The following is a 20,287-nucleotide window of genomic DNA, read 5'->3' as shown; positions in this document are numbered from 1 at the left end:
TCACAGCAGCCCATGGAGCTCGCCCCGAGATGATACGCCGAGCTTGGTGAACACCTGGTATAGATGGCCTTCTACAGTTCGCACAGACACCCCAATATCCATCGCGATTTCACGGTTGCTGACACCCTTTCCCGCGAGTTTAGCAATCTGACGTTCACGTTCGGTCAATACCGGCGCGTCGCTGCGTGGCTGGATGGGTAATGCGGGGACGGAATGCTCCAACCGTTCGAGCCTGAGCTGCGCTGTCCGGGCGGCCGTGGTTTCACCGGCGTCCCTGGCGTAATCAAGCGCCATGGCCACGCATCGGGCTTCAACTACCAGCAGGTCCAGCGATGCTGCGGCATCAGCTGCCGCGAGCAGGGAGCGGGAGCTCTTCGTCAGTGCGCCGCGGGCAAGGTCACCGGAGATCTTGGCCAAGGGCCCTTGCCGGCGGCCGGCAATGTCTTCCAACAGCCGGTATTCCTCGTCCGTGCCTTCTACGGTGGCCCCGAAAAGGTTGATGCCGGCCGTGGTGAACCGCTGCTGGTCAATGTCGTTCCGTACGCGGACCAGCAGCCGCTGCTTCACCTCCGGGTCCCCCATCCAGCGCCCGGCCATCTCGGCACAGAACTCAGCTACGGATTCGGAGAAGAACGTCCCCACTCCCCTGCATGTCCTGTAGAGGTCAAGGTACCGTCCGGCCTCCAAGGAATTGCCCAATTGAGCGTAGGCAAAAGCTGTGGCAGCGTAGGCAACTTTGTTCATGTTCATGCTGGGCCGGAGCTCCAGCTGAGCAACGGCTGATCGCAGGGGTTCAATCGCGCTGGCCGGCTTGCCTGCATAGGCGAACGCGAGCCCGACGCCCAGTTCAGTGAGCGCACCCCGGTATTGAAGCCGCGAGGACCCCGAGGGCGTGCGGCGCATGAGTTCGATGCACTTGCGCCATTGCCCGGACAACAGGAGCACCAGGAATGCATGCTTGGCGAACGATTCTTCCAACTGTGCAAGGCGGCCCGCGTCCCCCAAGTGCCGTGAAACGGTGCGAGCGAGTTGTTGTGCCTCCAACTCCCTGCCCAGCATGCAGCGTGCCTCGATCAGGAAGAAGGAGGACTTAAGCCAATGTTCACGGTCCTCCGCCGGATCCTTGGCCAGTTCGGCTTCCAAATCCTCAATCATTGCCGAGTACTCACCTGTGTAGGTTTTGTACTCGTAGCTACAGAGTTGGAGGCGGTTGCGCGCCTTGGTCATGACCTCTACCGGATAATTCGGGGCTTTGGCTTCGAGTGCATCCAGGCCGGCAGCGATCACCCCTGGCACCATTCCTGAACGACCGTCAATCCACGTCATTGCCTGGCACTTCGCTGCCGTGACCTCCGCGAACTCCAACGGTTCCAGGGACGCCAAGTGGGACTCGGACACCTCATCCAGGGCTTGGACCGCATGCAACGGCAGGTCCAGCATGAGGTAGGCGGCAGCCTTCAGGCGTTGCCCGGGAACCCATTCACTGTGTTGAGGGTCCAAAGGCAGGGTGCATTGGATGGCAAAGTTGGGGTCGTAGTCATCCAGCGCCGCCCGCCCGGCCGCGAGGGCGTGTGCGGGCGAGGGTGCGGGCTCGTCTTCGGAAGCGTGCATCCACGCCGCGTAGCTCAGGAGATCCTGCGGCGCCAACGCTTGTAGTTCGGGCTCTTCGGGACCGTGCAGCATGAGCCGCAGCTCGCGCATACGGCGGGTACTGAGCCAGCCGCGGACCACTTCCCCCACGTAGGGGTCCCGGAGCGAGACCCAGTGCTTACCGGTCTTCTCAATAGTCAGCAGTGCTGACTCCTCCATGTCCACCAGAACCTCGGTGCCGAAGATCCCTGCCAAATCCAGCAACGTTGCGCGCTGCGCACAGGAGAGGATTTCGACGACGGTCCTGCTGGCTTGCGGTTCGCGCGCCAGCCTGGAACGGACAAAGTCCTCCACTACCGTGGCGCCGTCCAGATGGATCCGGTCTCGAAGCGTCCAGACGGAATCGTTGAGGACCAGGTTGCCCGTGTGCCGCTGCTCCTCAAGAAGTGCATGCAGGAGCATGGGGTTGCCCCCCACGGCGGAATGCAGCGAGCCCACCAGGGTTGATGAAACGTAGTGCCCAAGGACTGAGCCCAACACTTGTTTGGTCTGTTCCTCGCTGAGCGTGTTCAGGTGGACCTCGCCCAGCCCCCCTTCGAGGACCAGCCGGTGAAAATCGGCGGGGAGGTCGCTGGCGCGTTGAACGGTGGCGATGACTTTCGCGGTGCCGGTAGCCATGAGGTTCAAAAGAACGCCCGTACTCATCGGGTCCATACCGCCGGCATTGTCCACGATGAACACAGTGTCCCGGCCCGCGGCTTCTGACCTGATCAAGTTGGTCACCGCGTGCAGGATGGCCGTGGGCGATCCCACGGCGGTCGATGGCAAGCGGGCCAGCAGGAATCCGAGGCATCCGTAAGGGGTCTGGCCGCTGGCGACGGTGTTGCGCAATTGAAGGCTATGGACTTTGGGGCCCAGGGAGGACACTACTGCCCTTGCCAGGCCGGACTTGCCGATTCCCCGTTCCCCGGTGAGGACCACTCCGTAGGAATCAGGTGATTCGAGGTGCTTGCCGGCCTTTGATAGATCGTGGCTCCGTGCCAGAAGTGACCACGTCTGGCGGTCTGTTGGGCCGCCCAACAGATCGGGAGCCGCAGCCCTCGCTGCGCCTCCACCGCTCCTGTTTAGCAACTCCGACGACATCCGCATCCTTAGCTACACATTCGCGGTAGACCCCCACCGCTTACCTGCGTACCATGCACACTACCTTCGGGCGCCCTTGGTTTGTAGGCCTAAAGGTCCTCGGGACTGTCAGTCTTTCATCAGTCTTTCCTCAAGATTTGCTCAAGCTTTGGCGGGGTGGTGTTTCTGTTGCGCAGCGAGCAGGCCTTGGTCCATCAGCAGTTCCACGGCGTCAGCGGCCTCGTCCAGGAGGAATGGCAACTCCTTTTTCTCTGCGGTGGCAAAATCCCGGAGCACGTAGTCGGCCGTTTCCATGCGTCCCGGCGGCCGGCCCACCCCTACTCTGACGCGCAGGTAATCCTTGGTGGTAAGTGCTTTGGAGATGTCCCGGAGGCCGTTATGACCGCCCTCGCCGCCGCCGATTTTTAGCTTGACTGTGTTAAAAGGAATGTCAATCTCGTCGTGGACGGCGATGACGTGGTCCGGCGCGATGTCGAAGAAGTTGCACAGCCCTGCCACGGGTCCGCCGCTGAGGTTCATATATGTCATGGGCTTGGCCAGCACCACACGGGGACCCCCGATACCCAGCCGTCCCTCCACCACTTGGGCGAGGGCTTTGTGGACCTTGAACTTCCCACCCATGCGCGAGGCCAGTTCATCCAGCACCATCTGGCCAATGTTGTGCCGATTATTGCTGTACTCACTGCCGGGGTTGCCGAGGCCGACAATCAGCCAGGTGTCAGTCATGGTTTCATCCTAGGTAGCGTGCTTGGATTCAGCAGGAAGCAGGGGCGGTAATGAAGAAAGTGGCCGGGACCCAAGGGGTGCCCGGCCACTCGAAGGCGGAAGCCTCAAGCAGTCAGAAGACTACTCGGCAGCATCTTCCGTGGTCTCTTCTTCTTCCGAGCTGGCGGCTTCAGCGATGCGGACCACCAGAGTGTCGCCTTCGGTGAGCAGGGTGGAACCCTTCGGCAGGACGAGGTCGGAAGCGTGGATGTTCTCGCCGGCCTTCAGGCCTTCAATGGTGACCTCGACGGCGGTGGGAACGTGGGTTGCTTCAGCCTCAAGGGAAACCGTGGTGGCTTCGAGGCTGGCAACAGCACCCGGAGCAACTTCGCCGGAAACGTGGATGGCGATATCGACGGTAACCTTCTCGCCGGCCTTAACGGTCTGCAGGTCAACGTGCTCAATGATCTGCTTTACGGGATCGCGCTGGATGTCCTTGACGAGCGTCAGGTGCTGCTCGCCGTCGACGTCGATTGCCAGGAGGGCGTTGGAAACGCGCACTGCGAGCGTGGTGGCCTTGCCCGGCAGGTTGATGTGGATGGGCTCTGCGCCGTGACCGTAAATGACTGCCGGGATCTGGCCGGCCATGCGTGCACGGCGGGCAAAACCCTTGCCGAACTCGGTGCGCAGTTCTGCGGTGAGCTTCTGCTCAGACATGTGTACTCCTTGATTACTGTGGCACCCGGAAAGTCCGGGCTGGTGTATCAGCAAGGGCGGAGGTCTGGAGACCTTCTACGCCCGGCTGAGATCGGCCTGAGAGCAGCCGTTCCGCCTGTGTTGAAGGAGATGCAGACCCAGTCGATAACGGAGACCCGCAACCCTGGTCCACAAAATGCGAACCGGATGTGCTCTCCCTCGCCAAGGTATCCCCAAGAGTTTAGCAGCGCTCTGCGCTCTTTCTGAAAACGGCCAAAGAAAACGGGCCACCCGCACGCCGAAAGGCGGCGGATGGCCCGCTCAAAATCAGCAGTCCGGCGTTATGCTTTGCCGTCGAACAGGCTGGTGACCGAACCGTCGTCGAACACTTCGCGGATGGCGCGCGCGATCAAGGGGGCGATCGACAACACCGTCAGCGACGGGAAGCGCTTCTCTGCCGGAATGGGCAGCGTGTTGGTGACAACCACTTCACGGGCACCGGAATCCGCGAGGCGCTGCGCGGCGGGATCGGAGAAGACGGCGTGAGTGCAGGCGATGATGACGTCCTTGGCTCCGGCATTCTTCAGGACCTGGACGGCGCCGGAAATGGTTCCACCGGTGTCGATCATGTCATCGATCAGGACGCAGGTGCGGCCCTCAACCTGGCCAACAACGGTCTTGGAAACGGCCTGGTTCGGCACGGTGAGGTCACGGCTCTTGTGGACGAAAGCGAGCGGGGCACCGCCCAGGCGCTCGGCCCACTGCTCTGCAACCCGGACGCGGCCGGTGTCAGGGGAAACCACGGTGATGTTGTCGGCTTCCACCTTGGTGCGGATGTAGTCAGCCAGCAGCGGGATGGCCATCAAGTGGTCAACGGGGCCGTCGAAGAAGCCCTGGATCTGCGAGGTGTGCAGATCAACGGACATGATGCGGTCCGCGCCGGCAGTCTTGTAAAGGTCGGCGACCAGGCGGGCGGAGATGGGCTCGCGGCCGCGGCCTTTCTTGTCCTGGCGGGAGTAGGGGTAGAACGGGGAAACAACCGTGATCCTCTTGGCGGAGGCGCGCTTAAGGGAGTCGATCATGATCAACTGCTCCATCAGCCAGTTGTTCAACGGAGCCGGGTGGGCCTGGATGACGAAGGCATCGGTGCCTCGCACGCTTTCAGCCGAACGGACGTAGATTTCCCCGTTGGCGAAGTCGTAGGCGTCGATGGGCAGGAGCTCGGTCTCCAGCTCCTTCGCGATTTCCTGCGCCAGCTCCGGATGCGCCCTTCCGGCGGCGAGAATCAGTTTCTTCTCGCCGTGTGCGGTAATTTCGCTCATGCCTATTTGCCCTCTTCTGTGGTTGCCGGGGATTGTGAGGATGTGGAGGCGGGCGTCAACTCGTGCGCGGCCTCAGCCAGCTTTGCGGAGTCGGTGCCCGGACGGTTGGCCAGGACCCAACCTTCAGCGTTCCGCTGCGCGGCCAGGCTGAGGGCCAACGCTCCCGCGGGAACATCCTTGCGGATGACGGCACCGGCGCCGCTGTAGGCGCCGTCGCCAACCGTCACAGGAGCCACGAAGACCGTGTTGGAACCTGTGCGGACGCCCGAGCCGATCACCGTGCGGTGCTTCTTCTCGCCGTCGTAGTTGGCGGTGATGTTGCCGCAACCGATGTTGGTGTCTTCGCCGATCTCGGCGTCGCCGGCGTAGCCCAAGTGGGACAGCTTGGAGCCACGGCCTATGGTGACGTTCTTTGTTTCGTAGAACGCGCCGATCTTGCCGGTCTCGCCAAGGACCGTGCCAGGGCGAAGGTACGTGAACGGTCCAACACTGGCCTTCGCCCCGATGGTGGCGCCGGAGCCGTGCGTGCGGATCACCTTGGCGCCCTCACCCACCTTGACGTCAGTCAGGGTGGTGTCCGGACCCACGACGGCGTCGCGCGCCACAGTGGTGGCACCGTGCAGTTGGGTGTTGGGCAGCAAGCGGACGTCTTCTTCGAGGGTGACGGTGGAGTCGATCCACGTGGTGGCGGGGTCCACCACAGTTACCCCTGCGCGCATCCAGGACTCGATGATGCGGCGGTTGTGTTCGGCACCCAACGCGGACAGCTGGATGCGGTCATTGGCACCCTCAACCTGCCAACGGTCGTCAGTCACGACGGCGGCCACCCGTCCGCCGGCGTCACGAGCCAACCCGAGGACGTCAGTCAGATACATCTCGCCCTGCGCGTTATCCGTGGTGACCTTCGTCAGTGCGGTCCGCAAAACAGCGGCGTCGAAAGCGTAGATACCGGAGTTGACCTCGCGGATGGCGCGCTCGGTGTCACTGGCATCCTTATGCTCGCGAATACCGGTGACGGTGCCGTCTTCGGCGCGCAGGATACGGCCGTACCCGGTTGCGTCGTCCAACACGGCGGTCAGGACCGTAACAGCGTTGCCTTCAGCCTCGTGCGTTGCCACCAGTTCGCCAAGAAGCTGGCCGGTGAGCAGCGGGACATCGCCGTAGGTGACTACCACGGTGCCGGAAAGCTCGGCGTCGGCATCCAAGGCGTTGAGCGCAGCTTCCACTGCGCGGCCGGTACCGGGAACCTCGTCCTGGTCAACAATCAGCGCTTCCGGATCAAGAGCTGAGACGTGCTCGGCCACACGGTCCCGCTCGTGCCGGACAACCAAGGCCAGCTTCAGAGGGTGGATGGCACGGGCGGCAAGTAGTGCGTGCCCAACCATGGAGCGGCCACCGATTTCGTGGAGGATCTTGGGAGTCCGCGACTTCATGCGCGTTCCGGCACCTGCGGCCAGAACAATCACCGCCGCGGGACCGATGGTTTCGGGGCTCACGTACTGGCTCTCCTTGCTCGGTATGTCCCGGGTAACCCGGCTTCGGAATGCCGCCATCCAACAATGGACCCAGGCACCATGAGAGCCGCTACAGGTACAGAGAAGGAGCGCATTTTCCGACCGTTCCGCCCATAGGATTCGAACCTATACTCCACGGCTCCAAAGGCCGGGGTGCTGCCATTACACCAGAGCGGACCGCGCATGCTTTCGTCCCCCGAATCTTGCGGCCCGGAGGGTTTCCCGGATCACCGGGATGCACACACAAGAATCTAGTTTGCCATGACCACCACGTCCTTCGCGACTTGACCGCCCCGAGCTCGCTCCGCGCCTCACCCTTTCGCCCTCCGCAGGCCTGCGCATCAGCCCCTCCAAAGGCCGATTAGGGCATGATGGTCACGTGAGCAACCGCACTGACCTCCCCCGCCCGTCGGCCGCGCCCGAGCCCGCGGAGCACGTCACCAACGTACCCGCAGTGCGGGTACGGATGACCGGTCAGCAGCGTAGGTCTCAGCTCATCGGCGTCGGACGCGCCCTCTTCGCGGCCCGTGGATTGGACGGCACCACCATTGAGGAAATCGCCGCCTCCGCCGGTGTTTCCAAACCCGTGATCTACGAGCACTTCGGATCCAAGGAAGGCCTTTACCGGCGGGTCGTGGAGACTGAGTTCCATATTCTCCTGGACTCCATCACCGAGGCCCTCAGTACTGAAGCCAAACCCCGGGTGCTGGTGGAAAGAGCGGCACTGGCCCTCTTGGGGTACATCGAAGACCGCACGGACGGATTCCGGATCCTCATGCGTGACGCTCCGCCCTCGCAGCCCGAGGGCGCCTTCTCCACGCTGCTCTCCCACGTCACTGCCCGAGTGGAACACCTGCTCTCCGACGAGTTCGCGCGCAGGGGGTTCAGCGCGGCCGATGGAGCCATGTACGCCCAGATGCTCGTTGGAATGGTGGCCATGACCGGCCAATGGTGGCTCGACAGCCGCACTCCGGACAAGCGGGCCGTTGCAGCGCATCTGGTGAACCTGGCGTGGAACGGGCTGACGGGGTTGCAAAAAGAGCCCGGGCTCCGCAGCGAAGAGTAGGCCTATTCCCGCGGTGTGGCCGCATTGGCGGTGTGGCTGCCGGGTGCCCGTCACAACGCTCTCTCACATCCCACGTGCTTGAGCCCAACCGTCTCTCACATCCCACGTGCTTGAGCCCAACCGTCTCTCACATCCCACGCCCTTGAGCCCAACCGTCTCTCACATCCAACGTGCTTGATGATTTGTAGGATGTAGTCATGACGGCACCGCAGCTCTATGTCAGCTTCCCCGGGACGGCGCGTGAGGCGCTCGGCTTCTACGCGGAGATTTTCGGCGGGGAACTTTCCTTGTACACCTATGCTGAGTTCAGCCGGACTGACGGGCCGCTCGATGCGATCGCGCGGGGTCCTGAGTGGGCCGGTTTCACTGGGGGGATCTGACACTGCGGGTGGCGAAAAATCGGTGGCCATGGAAGGCGCCATGTTGTCTTTGCTGGGAGCAGCCGAACCACGTGTTCTCCACGAGTGGTTCGACAAGCTCGCCGACGGGGGCCGGACCGTGGACCCGCTCGCACCAAAACCGTGGGGCGCATCAGATGGCCGGGTAGTGGACCGACACGGACTCCACTGGCTCATAGGCTACGAACCAGCCCAGTAACCCGAGGGATGTGCACGAGGGTTCGCCCCAAACCCGAGGGATGTGCACGAGGGTTCGCCCCAAACCCGAGGGATGTGCACGAGGGTTGGCCCGAAACCCTAGGGATGTGAGAGAGCGCTGGTAATCGGCGGCAGGCATCCGGAAGCGTGCGTCAAGGCGAAGAACGAGCCAGCACGCGGAGGATGCGTGCGGCTGTGCCGACTGCCAGCGCGCGCACGGTGTAGCCAGCCCCGCCCTACTCCCCCAGGGTTTCGGCGGCCTCCAGCCATTCCAGCTCCAGGCCCTCTTTTTCCTCAAGCAATTCCCGCAGTTTGGCGTTGAGCTCCCCTAAAGCGTCGAAGTCCCCGGATTCGGACTTCGCAGCCATCTGGGTGTGGAGCTTTTCTTCCTGCTGGGAGATCTTGCCGAGCTGGCGGTCGATCCTGTTGAGGTCCTTCCGCGCTTCACGCTTTTCCGCTTCGCTGGCACCGGAGGTAACGGCACCTGACGCGGAGGAACCCGTGGCCGCCGTCGGGGCACTTTGGCCACTGCGGACTGCGCCCGAAGCCAGTGCGGCTTCACGCAGTTCAAGGTACTGATCCACGCCGCCGGGCAGGCCACGGAGTTTGCCGTCGCCGAGCAAGGCCATTTGGTTGTCGGTGACACGCTCCAGCAGGTAACGGTCGTGGCTGACCACCACCAGCGTTCCCGGCCAACCATCCAGGACGTCTTCGACGGCGGCAAGGGTGTCGGTATCGAGGTCGTTGGTGGGTTCGTCGAGCATGAGGACGTTGGGCTCCCCTACCAGCAGCCGCAGGAGCTGGAGGCGCCGACGCTCACCACCGGAGAGGTCCGAAACAGGGGTCCACTGCTTTTCCTTGGTGAACCCGAGTTGTTCCACGAGCTGGCCTGCGGTGAATTCCTTGCCGCCCACGTTGAAGGACCGCTTTTCGCGTTCGATGACCTCGATGACGCGCAGGTCGGAGACGTCGTCGAGCTCTTTGACGTCCTGGGTGAGCACGGCGGTGACTACTGTCTTGCCGCGTTTGACCTTGCCTGAGCTGGGCTGGATTTGACCGTTCAGCAGCTTCAGCAGGGTGGACTTTCCGGCCCCGTTGACGCCCACCAGGCCGAGCCTTTCGCCCGGTGCAAGCCGAAGAGTAATGTTGTCGAACAGCTTCTGTCCCTCAGCTCCGTCAAGGAAGTCCAGCGTCACGTTTTCGAGGTCCAGCACGTCCTTGCCCAGGCGTGCCGTAGCCATTTTGCTCAGCGCCACGGAGTCGCGGGGATCCGGCACGTCGGCAATGAGGTCGTTCGCGGCTTCGATACGGAACTTGGGTTTGGCGGTTCGGGCCGGAGCGCCGCGCCTGAGCCATGCCAATTCCTTCTTGACCAGTTGCTGACGTTTGCTTTCCACGACGGAGGCCATCCGGTCCCGCTCGGCGCGGGCCAAAACGTAGGCGGCGTACCCGCCGTCGAACATGTCCACCATGGCGTCGTGGACTTCCCAGGTGTAGTTGCAGACTTCGTCAAGGAACCAGCGGTCGTGGGTGACCACCAGGAAGGCGCCTTGGTTGGCGCGCCAGCGCGTTTTCAGGTGGCGGGCCAGCCAGGCGACGCCCTCGACGTCGAGGTGGTTGGTTGGTTCGTCCAGCATGATGACGTCGTGGTCTTCGATGAGGAGCTTGGCCAGCGCTACACGGCGTTTCTGCCCACCGGAGAGGGCATGGACGTTGGCGTGCCAGTCAACGTCGCCTACCAGTCCGCCCATGACTTCGCGGATTTTGGCGTTGGCGGCCCATTCGTGGTCTGCGCGGTCGCCGACGATCGCAGCTCCCACTGTCAGGTCGCCGTCGAGAACGTCGCCTTGGTCCAGGTAACCGACGTTGACGTCACCGCGTTTGGTGACGCGTCCGGAGTCGGGCGTCGAGCGCAGGGCAAGCAGGCGCATGAGGGTCGACTTACCGTCGCCGTTGCGGCCCACCATCCCAATGCGGTCGCCGTCCTCCAAGCCAAGGGTGACGCCGTCGAGGACAGTGCGGGTCGCGAACGAAACGGTGAGGTTTTCGCCGCCAAGCAGGTGGGCCAATGGGTGCTACTTTCTACTGCTGGAATGCGGAGGTACTAAAGACGTATTACAGGAGGGTATCGGAGATGATCCGGGCGCCTGGCACAGGGCCGTGAACAGCCAATGCGGTGTGACCGCGGTGGGTCAACTCCTCGGCAAGGACGCTGGCGGACACAGAATCCCTGGCCAGCAACGCGATGGTGGGGCCCGAACCGGACACCATCCCGGCCAGCGCGCCGCGCGCTTCACCCAGTCCAATGGTGTCGCGAAGTCCGGGAGCCAGGGTAATGGAAGCCCGCTGCAGGTCGTTGATCAGCACCCGGCTGAGGGTCTCAGGATCTCCGTTGCGCAGGGCTTGGAGAATGGTGGGGTCCACATCAACGGGTTCAGGAATCTCAACTGCTTCCGAGTCCCTGAGACCGTCCAGCGTGCGGAAAACATCAGGGGTGGACAAACCATAGTCGGCAAAAACCAGCACCCAGTCCATCTGTGCTTTGGCCAGTGCGGGCGAGAGTTTGTCTCCCACACCAAGCCCGACGGCGGTGCCGCCCAGGAGCGAAAACGGAACGTCCGCGCCAAGTTCGGCCGCCAGATGCGCGAGTTCCTCGCGTGAGAGGCCGCTGTTCCAGAGTGCGTCGCACGCCAACAGGGTGGCTGCGGCATCGGCAGAACCGCCGCCCATTCCACCGGCCACGGGAACACGTTTGGTGATCTCCAAGTGCACACCCGTTGGCTTTTCGGACATTTCAGCCATGATGGCTGCAGCCTTGTAGGCGAGATTACGCTCGTCCAGGGGGATGTCCACTCCGTCCAGGTCCAGCGTGCTGTCCGGGCTGATGCTGATGGTGATTCCTTCAGCCTCTGTGCTGGTGGCGGCCACTTCCTCGTACAGGGAAACGGCCAGGTACACGCTGGCAACAGAGTGGTAACCGTCCGGGCGCAACGGTCCCACGCTCAGGGAAACGTTGACCTTGCCGGGGGCTTTGACGCGAACCGTGCGGGCATGGAAGCGGTCCCCCACGAACGGGAGGCTGCTGGGTTTACGGCTGCCCGGGTTCATGCGTCCACGGGGTGGCGGGCTTCGGCGATCTTGACGTAGGCGTTGATGTCCAGGACCTCGCCACGCGCTGTGGGGTCAACACCGGCGGCTACAAGGCACCGCTCAGCTTCGGATGCGCTTCCCGCCCAGCCAGCGAGTGCGGCGCGCAGGGTCTTGCGCCGTTGCGCGAAGGCAGCATCGATGACGGCGAAGACCTGTTCGCGGGTTGCATGCGTTACCGGGGGCTCGTGCCGGGTGAAGGCCACCAGGCCGGAGTGGATTTTCGGGGCAGGCCAGAACACGTTCATCCCGATCACGCCGGCTTTTCGCATGTGTCCGTACCAAGCGGCCTTGACCGACGGGACACCGTAGATCTTGGAGCCCGGGGTGGCGGCAAGGCGGTCAGCGACCTCATCCTGCACCATGACCAGGCCGTGCTGAAGGCTGGGGAAATGCTGCAGCAGGTGAAGCACCACCGGCACGGCCACGTTATAGGGCAGGTTGGCCACCAAAGCGGTGGGAGGTAGCGGCAGTTCGGTGACCTTCATGGCGTCGGAGAGCACCAGGTGGAAGTTCTCTTCCGCCCCGGGCCGCCAGGCACGCACGGTCTCCGGCAGCTTTTGCGCAAGCACGGGGTCGATTTCGACGGCGACCACCGCCTTGGCCGCGTCCAGCAAGCCGAGCGTGAGGGAGCCGAGGCCTGGGCCTACCTCCAGCACGGTCTCGCCGTCGGCGATGTTTGCGGCGGACACAATCCTGCGAATGGTGTTGCCGTCGATCACAAAGTTCTGCCCCAGGGTTTTCGTGGGGCGTACACCGATTTCCTCGGCGAGCCGTCGGATATCTGTGGCACCCATCAAAGGCGCGACGGCGGCGGGTTCGGAATTCGGTTCAGTCACCTAGGTATCGTATCGCCTGTGCCGAGTCAGGCCGCGTGGGCGCAGCCCCAGTCGCTGAGGCCGTTCTTTGCGTAGAGGCGGTTGGCGATGTCAATCTGCTGTGCTTTGCTGGCCAGGCTGGCGTTGGGAGCGTAGGCTCCGCCACCGTTTGCCAGCCACGTGGGGCTGGAGAACTGCAGTCCACCGTAGTACCCGTTGCCGGTGTTGATGGACCAGTTTCCGCCTGATTCGCACTGCGCGATCCTGTCCCACATGGCTTCGTTCGGGGCGCCCGTGGGACCGCTGGCTGCGGGGGCTGCGGCTGCTGCCTTCGGTGCGGGAGTGGCGACGGGACGGGCCTTGGTGCCCACGCTGATCTTCTCGGCCACCGGCTGCGTGGCAACGTTGCTGGATACGAGGGTGCGGGAGGCTTCACGGCCGTCTACGAGCACCAGCTTGAACGTCTTGACCAAGGATCCTGCCACGCCTTTCTGGGTGACTTTCTCTTCGCCCTTGAAGAGCTCGGCACTGTCGCTCTTGACGCTTTCGAAGGGAACTTCTTCTGTGGCTTCGGCTGTCTTGCTGGTGTCCACGCGGGAGACCTTGATCACCATGTCCTGGACGATGGGCGCATTGCCGGGCTGGGAGATGTGGTCGTTGGTACCCACAGTGATTCCAGTGTCCTTGAGCACGGTGGCGACGTCGGTCGCCGTCGTGGTGGTGCTGGTGTCCTTGCCGTCAGCTACGACGCTGATGGTCTTGGGAGTGGAAATGGAGACGAACGAGCCCGTCACTTCCAAGGAGGCTTCCTTGGGCTGGGAGATTTCGGAGGAGCTTGCCACGCCGAGTTCACTCACCAGTCCAGCAACGTCAGGGGCTGTGGTGTTCACAGTTTTCCGGGCGCCGTCGAGCTCGATGGACACGGCCTTGGCGAGATTGATGTTAACTACGGAGCCGTTGTCGACCTTCGCGTCCAGCGCGGGGGAAACGCGATCCGCGTCCTTCAACTCGACTTTGGCTGCCTTGACCACTTGGTCAACGGTGCCGCCAAAGGTCTGGATGGAGCTCACTTTGCCGTCCACGTTGAGGGTGACGGTCTTGTTGTTGCCCACAAAGGCCACAACACCAACCACCAGTGCTGCAACTACCAGCAACTGGGTACCTACTTTGAGGAAGCTGAACTTGCCATCCGTTGTGAAGAACTTGATCACGATCGCCCATTACTCTCAGACCGTCCGGGCACGGGGAAAAGCGCAAAAGTAATGCCGACGGCATAACGCAGGGGCCAAGCGATACGCCTGGTCCCACACTTGCTGCCGGCATCTGCGCCGCCAAAAAACATTGAACTGTTTGCACCGGAATGAACCGGAACATGCGTCCGAAGGCCTTCCCCGACCCCGGCTATTTGTTTAACACAGTAACCGATCCGTTATAAACGGACCAAGTAACATGCATACCGGGTATCCAGGCATGACCCTGGCGGCGGAGTCGTATGAGCCCGCTTAAGCCCAAGATCCGTACGCATTCAGAGTGTTTTCGGCCAATCGCGAACAAAGTTCAGACAAGTCATTTCCTGTCACGTCCGCCATGGACCGGACCGTGTAGGGAACCATGTAGCTGGCGTTCGGCCTTCCCCGGTGGGGATGCGGCGTGAGGAAGGGCGAATCCGTTTCCACCAGAATCCTGCTTGGCTCGGCGATGGCCAGGGCGGCACGGAGATTTCCTGCGTTCTTGAACGTCATGGTGCCGGCGAAGGACATGTACCAACCATTCCGGTTGCAGATCCTGGCGAGCTCTTCATCTCCGGAGAAGCAGTGGAAGACCACCCTTTCCGGAGCACCCTCTTCCTGCAGCACCTGCACGACGTCGTCGTGGGCGTCGCGGTCGTGAATCTGGAGCGTCAGGCCAAGCCGTTTCGCGATGTCAATGTGGCGTCGGAAGGAGTACCGCTGATGTGCCAGTCCCTCGCCATGAGTCCGGAAGAAATCCAGTCCTGTCTCACCGATGGCCCGGATCCGGGGATGGCCGGCCAGCTCCTCGATCTCGGCGAGCGCGGATTCCAGCTCTCCACGGGCCGCGTATTCGGGGGCATCGTTGGGGTGGATGGCCACAGCGCCGAGCAGCCTGGGATCAGCTTCCACGGCCTGCACTGTGAATCGGGACGATTCGAGATCGCATCCAACCTGGACGGCTCCCTGCACGCCCACCGCTTCGGCGGAGTCCATCGCATCCCGGACCGAAACCTCCAGCAGGCCGTGCCTGAAGTCCAGGTGAGTGTGGTTATCCATGACCGCTACGGGGAGTGGCTCCGGCGCTGGCGGGTATTGCCGCCGCGGTTCTTTTTCTTCTGTTGCACCGGTTGGCGCCCTGTAGGGTGCGGGGGCGAGGGAATTGCACATGCTTCCACCTTAATCGGACCGCGGTCCTGCTTGGGCAACGAGAAACGAGCCCGCCTTGAATTCCACATGTCACATAAATTCGGGAGCGCTATGTCAGCGGCGGCCATTGTCTGGGTAGTCTGGAACGGACAAGCGGCCAACACCACCAGCGTTACGCGAAAATTGCTGTTGCCTAGGCCACGGCTGAAGGGCGATTCATGGAGTCCAAGCGACAAGTCACCGTTGAACCCTCTCCCGTCCAGGGCGAGGCGTACAGCCCCCTGCCACGGGATGGCGCGGGACTCAACGGGCATAGGCCGCACGTCATGGACGCGGAGCGGTTCCATGACGCCAGCGAGCGCATCTTGGGTTCCATCAATCAGGTCATTGACGGAAAAGCCGATGCGGCAAAGCTTGCTCTGACTGTTCTTCTGGCCCAAGGTCACCTTCTCTTGGAGGACGTCCCGGGTGTGGGCAAGACCCTGCTGGCAAAGACACTGGCGCGGAGTGTGGACTGTACGGTGTCGCGAATCCAGTTCACCCCGGATTTGCTGCCGTCCGATGTGACCGGTGTGTCCATCTACAACCAGTCTTCCCGGCAATTCGAGTTCCGCCCCGGCGCCGTGTTCGCGAATATTGTTATCGGCGATGAAATCAACCGCGCTTCGGCCAAAACCCAATCAGCGCTCCTTGAATGCATGGAGGAGCACCAGGTGACCGTGGACGGCCACTCGTACCAGCTGGGTTCGCCCTTCATGGTGGTGGCCACGCAGAACCCCATCGAAATGGAAGGCACATATCCGCTCCCTGAAGCCCAGCGTGACCGTTTCATGGCGCGAATCTCCATGGGCTACCCGGACAAGGATGCCGAGATCGAGATGTTGGAAACCCACCAGGCGTCATCGCCGCTGGTGAAGGTCACTCCTGTGGTGACGGCCGCCGATGTTGCTGCCATGATCGCCACCGTCCAGCAGGTCTACGTTTCCACGGCCATCAAGGAGTACACGGTGGCCATTGGACGGGCCACCCGGGACAGCGCCCGCCTCCGCCTCGGTGCGAGCCCACGGTCCTTGCTCCAATTGTTGCGTGCGGCCAAAGCCACAGCGGCATTGGATGGCCGGGATTTTGTCCTCCCGGATGACGTGGTGGACGTGGCAGAGTCGGTGCTGGCCCACCGGATCATTCTGGACCGCAAGGCCGCGAGCTCGGGCGATACACCGCAAAGCATTCTCCGGGGCATTTTCGCTTCCCTGCCCGTTGCCCAGGAACCGCCCGGCGCATGGCGCAGGGACAGGAACAGCGTTTAGGAGACGTGCCCTCATGGCGCTCATGGATCGGCTTCCCAAGCACTTGTTCACCAACCGCGGCTGGGGTCTCCTGGCAGCCGGGGCGCTCTCGCTGGGGTGCGCCTACGTCATGGGCCGGCGCGATCTCCTGTCCTTGGCCGTTTTGCTGATTCTGCTTCCCTTGGTTGCACTTGCCGGTGTCAGGGTGCTCAAACCCAAGTTCCAGGTGTACAGGGAGTTCAATCCGTCCACGGTGGAGACCGCAAGCACCACCACTGTTCGCCTGGCTGTTGCCCGTTCTTCGTATGCCACGGGGCAGGTCATCATGGAGGAGCAGTTGCCTCCTCGTTTCGGGGAGCCTCCCGCTTTCCGTTTTCCGGCCAGATCAGCGTCCGGAGGCACCAGCCGCTATGAATATCATCTTCGCTCGGGCAAGCGGGGACAGTTCAGGATTGGTCCGGTCACGGCTGAGTTCAGTGACCCGTTCGGCTTGTCGTTACGCAGGCACGCCATTGACGACGGCGACATCCTCACTGTGACGCCTGCCGCCGTCGAACTTCCCGTCACCGGCCTCGCCGGTGCGCGCGGCAACGATGGCGTGACGGCCACCCGCATCCGGGCCAATCCCAGCGATGACGACATCATGACCCGTGAGTACAGGCACGGTGACCCTATGCGCCGCGTTCACTGGGCCGCTACCGCCCGGCATGGCCAGCTCATGGTTCGTCAGGAAGAGTCGGTGACCACACCGGAAGCCACCCTCATCCTTGACCAGAGGTTCTCCGCGTTTGCCGCCGGAAACGGGTCCGTGTTCGGCGGCCGCGACGAAGACTCGGATTTGGTGACCAGTCCCAACTTTGAGTGGATTGTCACGGCAGCGATGTCCATCGCCGCACACTTGGCAGAACGAAATTACTCCCTGAGGCTCCTTGACTCATTCGGCGGACCGGCGTTCCACCGTTCGCGGTCCGCCACGGATCCGGATGCTGAGGAGTTCCAGGGCGCGGGCGGTCTTCAGGCAATCGCCGAGGCACTGGCTGCCGTGGAGCTCAGCGGCCCCAAGCACATCAGGGCGGAACACCACCGGATCGAGCACGCAAACTACACAGAAAGCTCCCCCTCTCCAGCAGCAGAGACCACGGATTCTCCCTTCAACGACCGTTTGATGGACAAACTTTCGGCGCATCGCCTGCGTGGCCCCCTGCTGGCCATGGTGGGCAACCTGACTCTCGCGGAGGCCCGGGCGCTTGCTCCCGCGGCCGGGTACGGAGCCAATGCCTTCGCCTTGGTGGTGACCGATGCTTCACGGAACAATGACGACGTCTTGGAGATTCTGCGCCTGGCAGGCTGGAGAGCGGCCGCTGTCACCTCAAAGACTCTCTTGACTGCAGCCTGGTCAGCCTTTGATGGGGGCGGGATCGTAGCTGCAGCCGATGCGGCCATGGATGTCCGTCGTGGAGCGGCGGTGCCCCGATGACTGCCACGTCCCACCGCGGCTCCCCCAACGCGCCGGCCCAACCCGACGGCGGGTCCGCACCTCGACCGTCCGGACCATCACCCCGCCCGAAAAACCCGGGAGCCGGGCCCTATCCGTGGGCCATGGCGGGATCCATTGCCGTGGCTGTTCTTGGCGCTGCCTTGTCGCTGAATGGCGTCCTTCGGGGTTGGGCCTGGTTCATGCCGCTGAGCACCACCGTGGTGGTGGTTGCGCTGACGCTTGCTGTGCTCCGGGCGCTCCGTGCCCAGCCCCTGCTCGCCACGCTGGCGTCCTTTGCCTCTTTGGCCGGTGTTCTTAGCTTCATTTTCTGCCGTCAGGAAAGCCTGGCGGGATTCATTCCCACCAGCGGAACCTTCACCGCCGTCGGACGCCTTATCAAGCGGGCCGCGGAGACGGTGGTGTCCGAGAGCGCGCCTGTTGCACCCAACGCAGGGATCGTCTTTGTCATGTGCGCCTGCCTGGGCCTCCTGGTGATCTTGATCGATGCCCTCGCCGTTCCGTTGTCCATGCCGGCCGCCAGCGGCATTGGCCTCCTGGCGGTGATGGTGGTCCCGGCCACCATCAAACCCCAAAGCGTGGGGATCGCCGGGTTCATCGGCGCGGCGGTGGGCTACCTGCTCATCCTCGGGTGCAGCCACTGGTTCGCCCCGGACGCCAGGCTGCAGTCCGGTTCGGGACGGGGTGCCGGACAATTCAGGCGCTCGGTAGTGACAGGAGGCCTGGCGCTGGCCCTGACCATGACCGTCCCCCTGGTGATTCCCGGCTTCGATACCGGTACCTTTCCGCAGGGCTCCCGGCTGAGCCCATGGGGAACTTCCAATGGGCTCAATCCCATGATCACCCTGGGCAACAGCCTCCGCAGCCCCACCGGTTCGGGCCGCATCACGTATGCCACCAGTGCCAGCGCTCCCTTGTACCTAAGATCCGTGACCATTGACAACTTCGACGGCGAAACCTGGGCCCCCGATGATCGAGCAGCCGGGCGCAGGGCGGGCGTGGACAGGCTCGAGACCGGATATGCGGTCCAAGGCGAGGTGGTCAACGCAGTCACCTCGGTCAATGCGGGCCTGTTTTCCAGCCCTTATCTTCCAGCCCCCTTTGCCCCGGCTTCGGTGAACGGCCTGAACGGACGGTGGACCTGGGATCCAACCACGTTGAGCATCATGAGCACCGAGACCACCACCCGTGCGCAACGGTATGTGGTTTTCTCTGCAGCCCCTAAGATCACGGCACAGTCCTTGTCCCAGGCCACTGCCGTTCCGCAGGGCATTTCAGAAGACTTTCTGAGGATCCCGGGGAACCTTCCGGACATCGTGCGGCAAACGGCCGATACTGTGACGGCGTCCGCTGGCAGCAACTACGCCAAGGCGCTGGCCATCCAGAAGTACCTGCGTTCGGGCGAGTTCACCTACTCCCTTCAGGCTCCCGTTCAGAACGGCTATGACGGCAATGGCCTCTCGGTCCTGGCTGACTTCCTCGCTGTGAAGAGCGGCTATTGCGTCCACTTCTCCTCCGCCATGGCGGTCATGGCGCGGGCTGAAGGCATCCCCAGCAGGATTGCTGTGGGTTACGCGCCCGGCCGACTCACGGGCGAGTCTGTGGCCTTGGTGGGGCAGGGTTCTTTTCCTGAGTATGAGGTGGACGCCCGGGATGCGCACGCGTGGCCTGAGTTGTATTTCGAGGGCTTGGGTTGGGTTCCCTTCGAGCCCACGCCGTCCCGTGGTTTCACTCCCGATTACGCTACGGAGAGTTCAGTACCAAGCAACCTCAGCACCAATGCCGATGAGAAAGAGGTCCTCACCACTCCTGCCCCCGCCCCGGCACCTGCCGTGCCGCTCCCCGGCTTGGAGACGCCCGCCGTCGGTTCCGCGGCCGTGAACCCGTGGCCGGCCATCAGTGCCGGTGCGGCCGGGGTCTTGGTGCTTGCCGGTTTCCTGTGGTCGCCGAGGCTGAGCAGAACGATTCTCCGGCGTCGCCGGCTCAACCAGAAGCCTCCGGACGATCCCGAACTCACCGGCTATAGGGATCCTGCCCCTGAACTGGCGTGGGCGGAGTTGCAGGATCTCGCCACCGACTACGGCGTACCGTCAAAGCCCAGCGAGACGCCGCGGCATTTCTCCGCCCGGTTGCGCTCCAGTTCCGCGCTTGGTCTCACTGGAGGACTCGACGACGCCGCGCATGAGGCAGTCGCGTCCCTCACCTCGGACTTCGAACGGCAGCGGTACGGCCGTTCGGCTGCCTCGGCACCGGCAGCGGCCACCCGCGTGGCGGTCATCCGCGAGTCGTTGCGCAACAACGCCCGCTGGCTGGTCCGCTTCCGCGCTGACTGGTTGCCGCCATCCATGATGCGCCGCTGGGTCCACGCACTCGGCGCCCCGTTCCGGGCCGTCGGAAGGTTGGGCAAGGCGACAGTGCGGGCCATGGCGACGACCTGGCGCAGGCTCAAGGGGCTGCTCCCCCAGCGTCGCTAGCCTCAGGACCGCTGATGGGGGTACAGACAGCAAAGGGCCCGACGCCGGAACTTGTGG

Annotated in this window: 14 protein-coding genes, 1 tRNA gene and 1 pseudogene; 5 read left to right on the top strand and 11 right to left on the bottom strand. The window is 63.2% G+C overall.

Features of this window, described 5'->3' with window-relative positions; translation table 11 throughout:
- From AR689_RS03940 to AR689_RS03915, 6 genes are all read right to left on the bottom strand, one after another.
- The gene (locus AR689_RS03940) at positions 1-2,733 is read right to left on the bottom strand and encodes a helix-turn-helix transcriptional regulator (RefSeq protein WP_062067084.1); all 2,733 of its coding nucleotides are present in this window, start codon (positions 2,731-2,733) and stop codon (positions 1-3) included.
- Between the two features lie 141 nt (positions 2,734-2,874).
- Positions 2,875-3,459 (bottom strand): aminoacyl-tRNA hydrolase, encoded by a 585-nt coding sequence (gene pth, locus AR689_RS03935; protein WP_062067081.1) that lies wholly within the window; start codon positions 3,457-3,459, stop codon positions 2,875-2,877.
- A gap of 120 nt (positions 3,460-3,579) precedes the next feature.
- Positions 3,580-4,155, bottom strand: coding sequence for a 50S ribosomal protein L25/general stress protein Ctc (locus AR689_RS03930; protein WP_062067078.1), 576 nt, complete (start codon positions 4,153-4,155; stop codon positions 3,580-3,582).
- A gap of 320 nt (positions 4,156-4,475) precedes the next feature.
- Positions 4,476-5,456 carry a ribose-phosphate diphosphokinase gene (locus AR689_RS03925; protein ID WP_011774071.1) on the bottom strand — a complete coding sequence of 327 codons (981 nt, stop codon included), beginning with the start codon at positions 5,454-5,456 and terminating at the stop codon, positions 4,476-4,478.
- A 2-nt stretch (positions 5,457-5,458) separates the two neighbouring features.
- On the bottom strand, positions 5,459-6,952 hold the full coding sequence (gene glmU, locus AR689_RS03920; protein ID WP_062067076.1) for a bifunctional UDP-N-acetylglucosamine diphosphorylase/glucosamine-1-phosphate N-acetyltransferase GlmU: 1,494 nt from the start codon (positions 6,950-6,952) through the stop codon (positions 5,459-5,461).
- A gap of 123 nt (positions 6,953-7,075) precedes the next feature.
- A tRNA-Gln gene (locus AR689_RS03915) sits at positions 7,076-7,147 on the bottom strand.
- 289 nt (positions 7,148-7,436) lie between these two features.
- Between AR689_RS03915 and AR689_RS03910 the strand changes: the two genes are divergently transcribed.
- Both AR689_RS03910 and AR689_RS03905 read left to right on the top strand, forming a co-directional pair.
- Positions 7,437-8,036 (top strand): TetR/AcrR family transcriptional regulator, encoded by a 600-nt coding sequence (locus AR689_RS03910; RefSeq protein ID WP_062068578.1) that lies wholly within the window; start codon positions 7,437-7,439, stop codon positions 8,034-8,036.
- A 197-nt stretch (positions 8,037-8,233) separates the two neighbouring features.
- Positions 8,234-8,633 (top strand): annotated as a pseudogene (locus tag AR689_RS03905) (VOC family protein).
- Between the two features lie 235 nt (positions 8,634-8,868).
- Here the strand turns inward: AR689_RS03905 and AR689_RS03900 are convergent.
- The 5 genes from AR689_RS03900 to AR689_RS03880 all read right to left on the bottom strand — a co-directional run bounded on the left by AR689_RS03900 (position 8,869) and on the right by AR689_RS03880 (position 14,996).
- Positions 8,869-10,701: an ABC-F family ATP-binding cassette domain-containing protein gene (locus AR689_RS03900; protein WP_062067073.1), complete on the bottom strand. Its 1,833-nt coding sequence runs from the start codon at positions 10,699-10,701 to the stop codon at positions 8,869-8,871.
- Positions 10,702-10,747: 46 nt separating this feature from the next.
- A complete protein-coding gene (locus tag AR689_RS03895) occupies positions 10,748-11,740 on the bottom strand; it encodes a 4-(cytidine 5'-diphospho)-2-C-methyl-D-erythritol kinase (RefSeq protein WP_062067072.1) in 993 nt (330 codons plus the stop codon).
- Positions 11,737-12,618, bottom strand: coding sequence for a 16S rRNA (adenine(1518)-N(6)/adenine(1519)-N(6))-dimethyltransferase RsmA (gene rsmA / locus AR689_RS03890; protein ID WP_062067069.1), 882 nt, complete (start codon positions 12,616-12,618; stop codon positions 11,737-11,739). The genes AR689_RS03895 and rsmA overlap by 4 nt, the downstream gene beginning before the upstream one ends.
- A 26-nt stretch (positions 12,619-12,644) precedes the next feature.
- On the bottom strand, positions 12,645-13,808 hold the full coding sequence (locus tag AR689_RS03885; RefSeq protein ID WP_062067066.1) for a resuscitation-promoting factor: 1,164 nt from the start codon (positions 13,806-13,808) through the stop codon (positions 12,645-12,647).
- A 291-nt stretch (positions 13,809-14,099) separates the two neighbouring features.
- On the bottom strand, positions 14,100-14,996 hold the full coding sequence (locus tag AR689_RS03880) for a TatD family hydrolase (RefSeq protein ID WP_062067063.1): 897 nt from the start codon (positions 14,994-14,996) through the stop codon (positions 14,100-14,102).
- Between the two features lie 197 nt (positions 14,997-15,193).
- Between AR689_RS03880 and AR689_RS03875 the strand changes: the two genes are divergently transcribed.
- The 3 genes from AR689_RS03875 to AR689_RS03865 are packed head-to-tail and all read left to right on the top strand — an operon-like array spanning position 15,194 to position 20,230.
- Positions 15,194-16,282 (top strand): AAA family ATPase, encoded by a 1,089-nt coding sequence (locus AR689_RS03875; protein ID WP_062067060.1) that lies wholly within the window; start codon positions 15,194-15,196, stop codon positions 16,280-16,282.
- A gap of 13 nt (positions 16,283-16,295) precedes the next feature.
- On the top strand, positions 16,296-17,738 hold the full coding sequence (locus AR689_RS03870; RefSeq protein ID WP_062067056.1) for a DUF58 domain-containing protein: 1,443 nt from the start codon (positions 16,296-16,298) through the stop codon (positions 17,736-17,738).
- On the top strand, positions 17,735-20,230 hold the full coding sequence (locus AR689_RS03865; protein WP_062067053.1) for a transglutaminase TgpA family protein: 2,496 nt from the start codon (positions 17,735-17,737) through the stop codon (positions 20,228-20,230). The genes AR689_RS03870 and AR689_RS03865 overlap by 4 nt, the downstream gene beginning before the upstream one ends.
- Positions 20,231-20,287: the final 57 nt, after the last annotated feature.

Source organism: Arthrobacter sp. EpRS71, assembly GCF_001512285.1.
Classification (GTDB): Bacteria; Actinomycetota; Actinomycetes; order Actinomycetales; family Micrococcaceae; genus Arthrobacter.
The sequence above is the reverse complement of the archived record's forward strand: the minus strand, read 5'-3'. Positions and strand labels throughout refer to the sequence as shown.

What these genes read in the sequence shown, in the direction of transcription:
- AR689_RS03940 (WP_062067084.1), bottom strand. Translation starts at nt 2,733, where the DNA reads ATGTCGTCGGAGTTGCTAAACAGGAGCGGTGGAGGCGCAGCGAGGGCT.
- pth (WP_062067081.1), bottom strand. Translation starts at nt 3,459, where the DNA reads ATGACTGACACCTGGCTGATTGTCGGCCTCGGCAACCCCGGCAGTGAG.
- AR689_RS03930 (WP_062067078.1), bottom strand. Translation starts at nt 4,155, where the DNA reads ATGTCTGAGCAGAAGCTCACCGCAGAACTGCGCACCGAGTTCGGCAAG.
- AR689_RS03925 (WP_011774071.1), bottom strand. Translation starts at nt 5,456, where the DNA reads ATGAGCGAAATTACCGCACACGGCGAGAAGAAACTGATTCTCGCCGCC.
- AR689_RS03910 (WP_062068578.1), top strand. Translation starts at nt 7,437, where the DNA reads ATGACCGGTCAGCAGCGTAGGTCTCAGCTCATCGGCGTCGGACGCGCC.
- AR689_RS03895 (WP_062067072.1), bottom strand. Translation starts at nt 11,740, where the DNA reads ATGAACCCGGGCAGCCGTAAACCCAGCAGCCTCCCGTTCGTGGGGGAC.
- AR689_RS03880 (WP_062067063.1), bottom strand. Translation starts at nt 14,996, where the DNA reads ATGTGCAATTCCCTCGCCCCCGCACCCTACAGGGCGCCAACCGGTGCA.
- AR689_RS03875 (WP_062067060.1), top strand. Translation starts at nt 15,194, where the DNA reads ATGGAGTCCAAGCGACAAGTCACCGTTGAACCCTCTCCCGTCCAGGGC.
- AR689_RS03870 (WP_062067056.1), top strand. Translation starts at nt 16,296, where the DNA reads ATGGCGCTCATGGATCGGCTTCCCAAGCACTTGTTCACCAACCGCGGC.
- AR689_RS03865 (WP_062067053.1), top strand. Translation starts at nt 17,735, where the DNA reads ATGACTGCCACGTCCCACCGCGGCTCCCCCAACGCGCCGGCCCAACCC.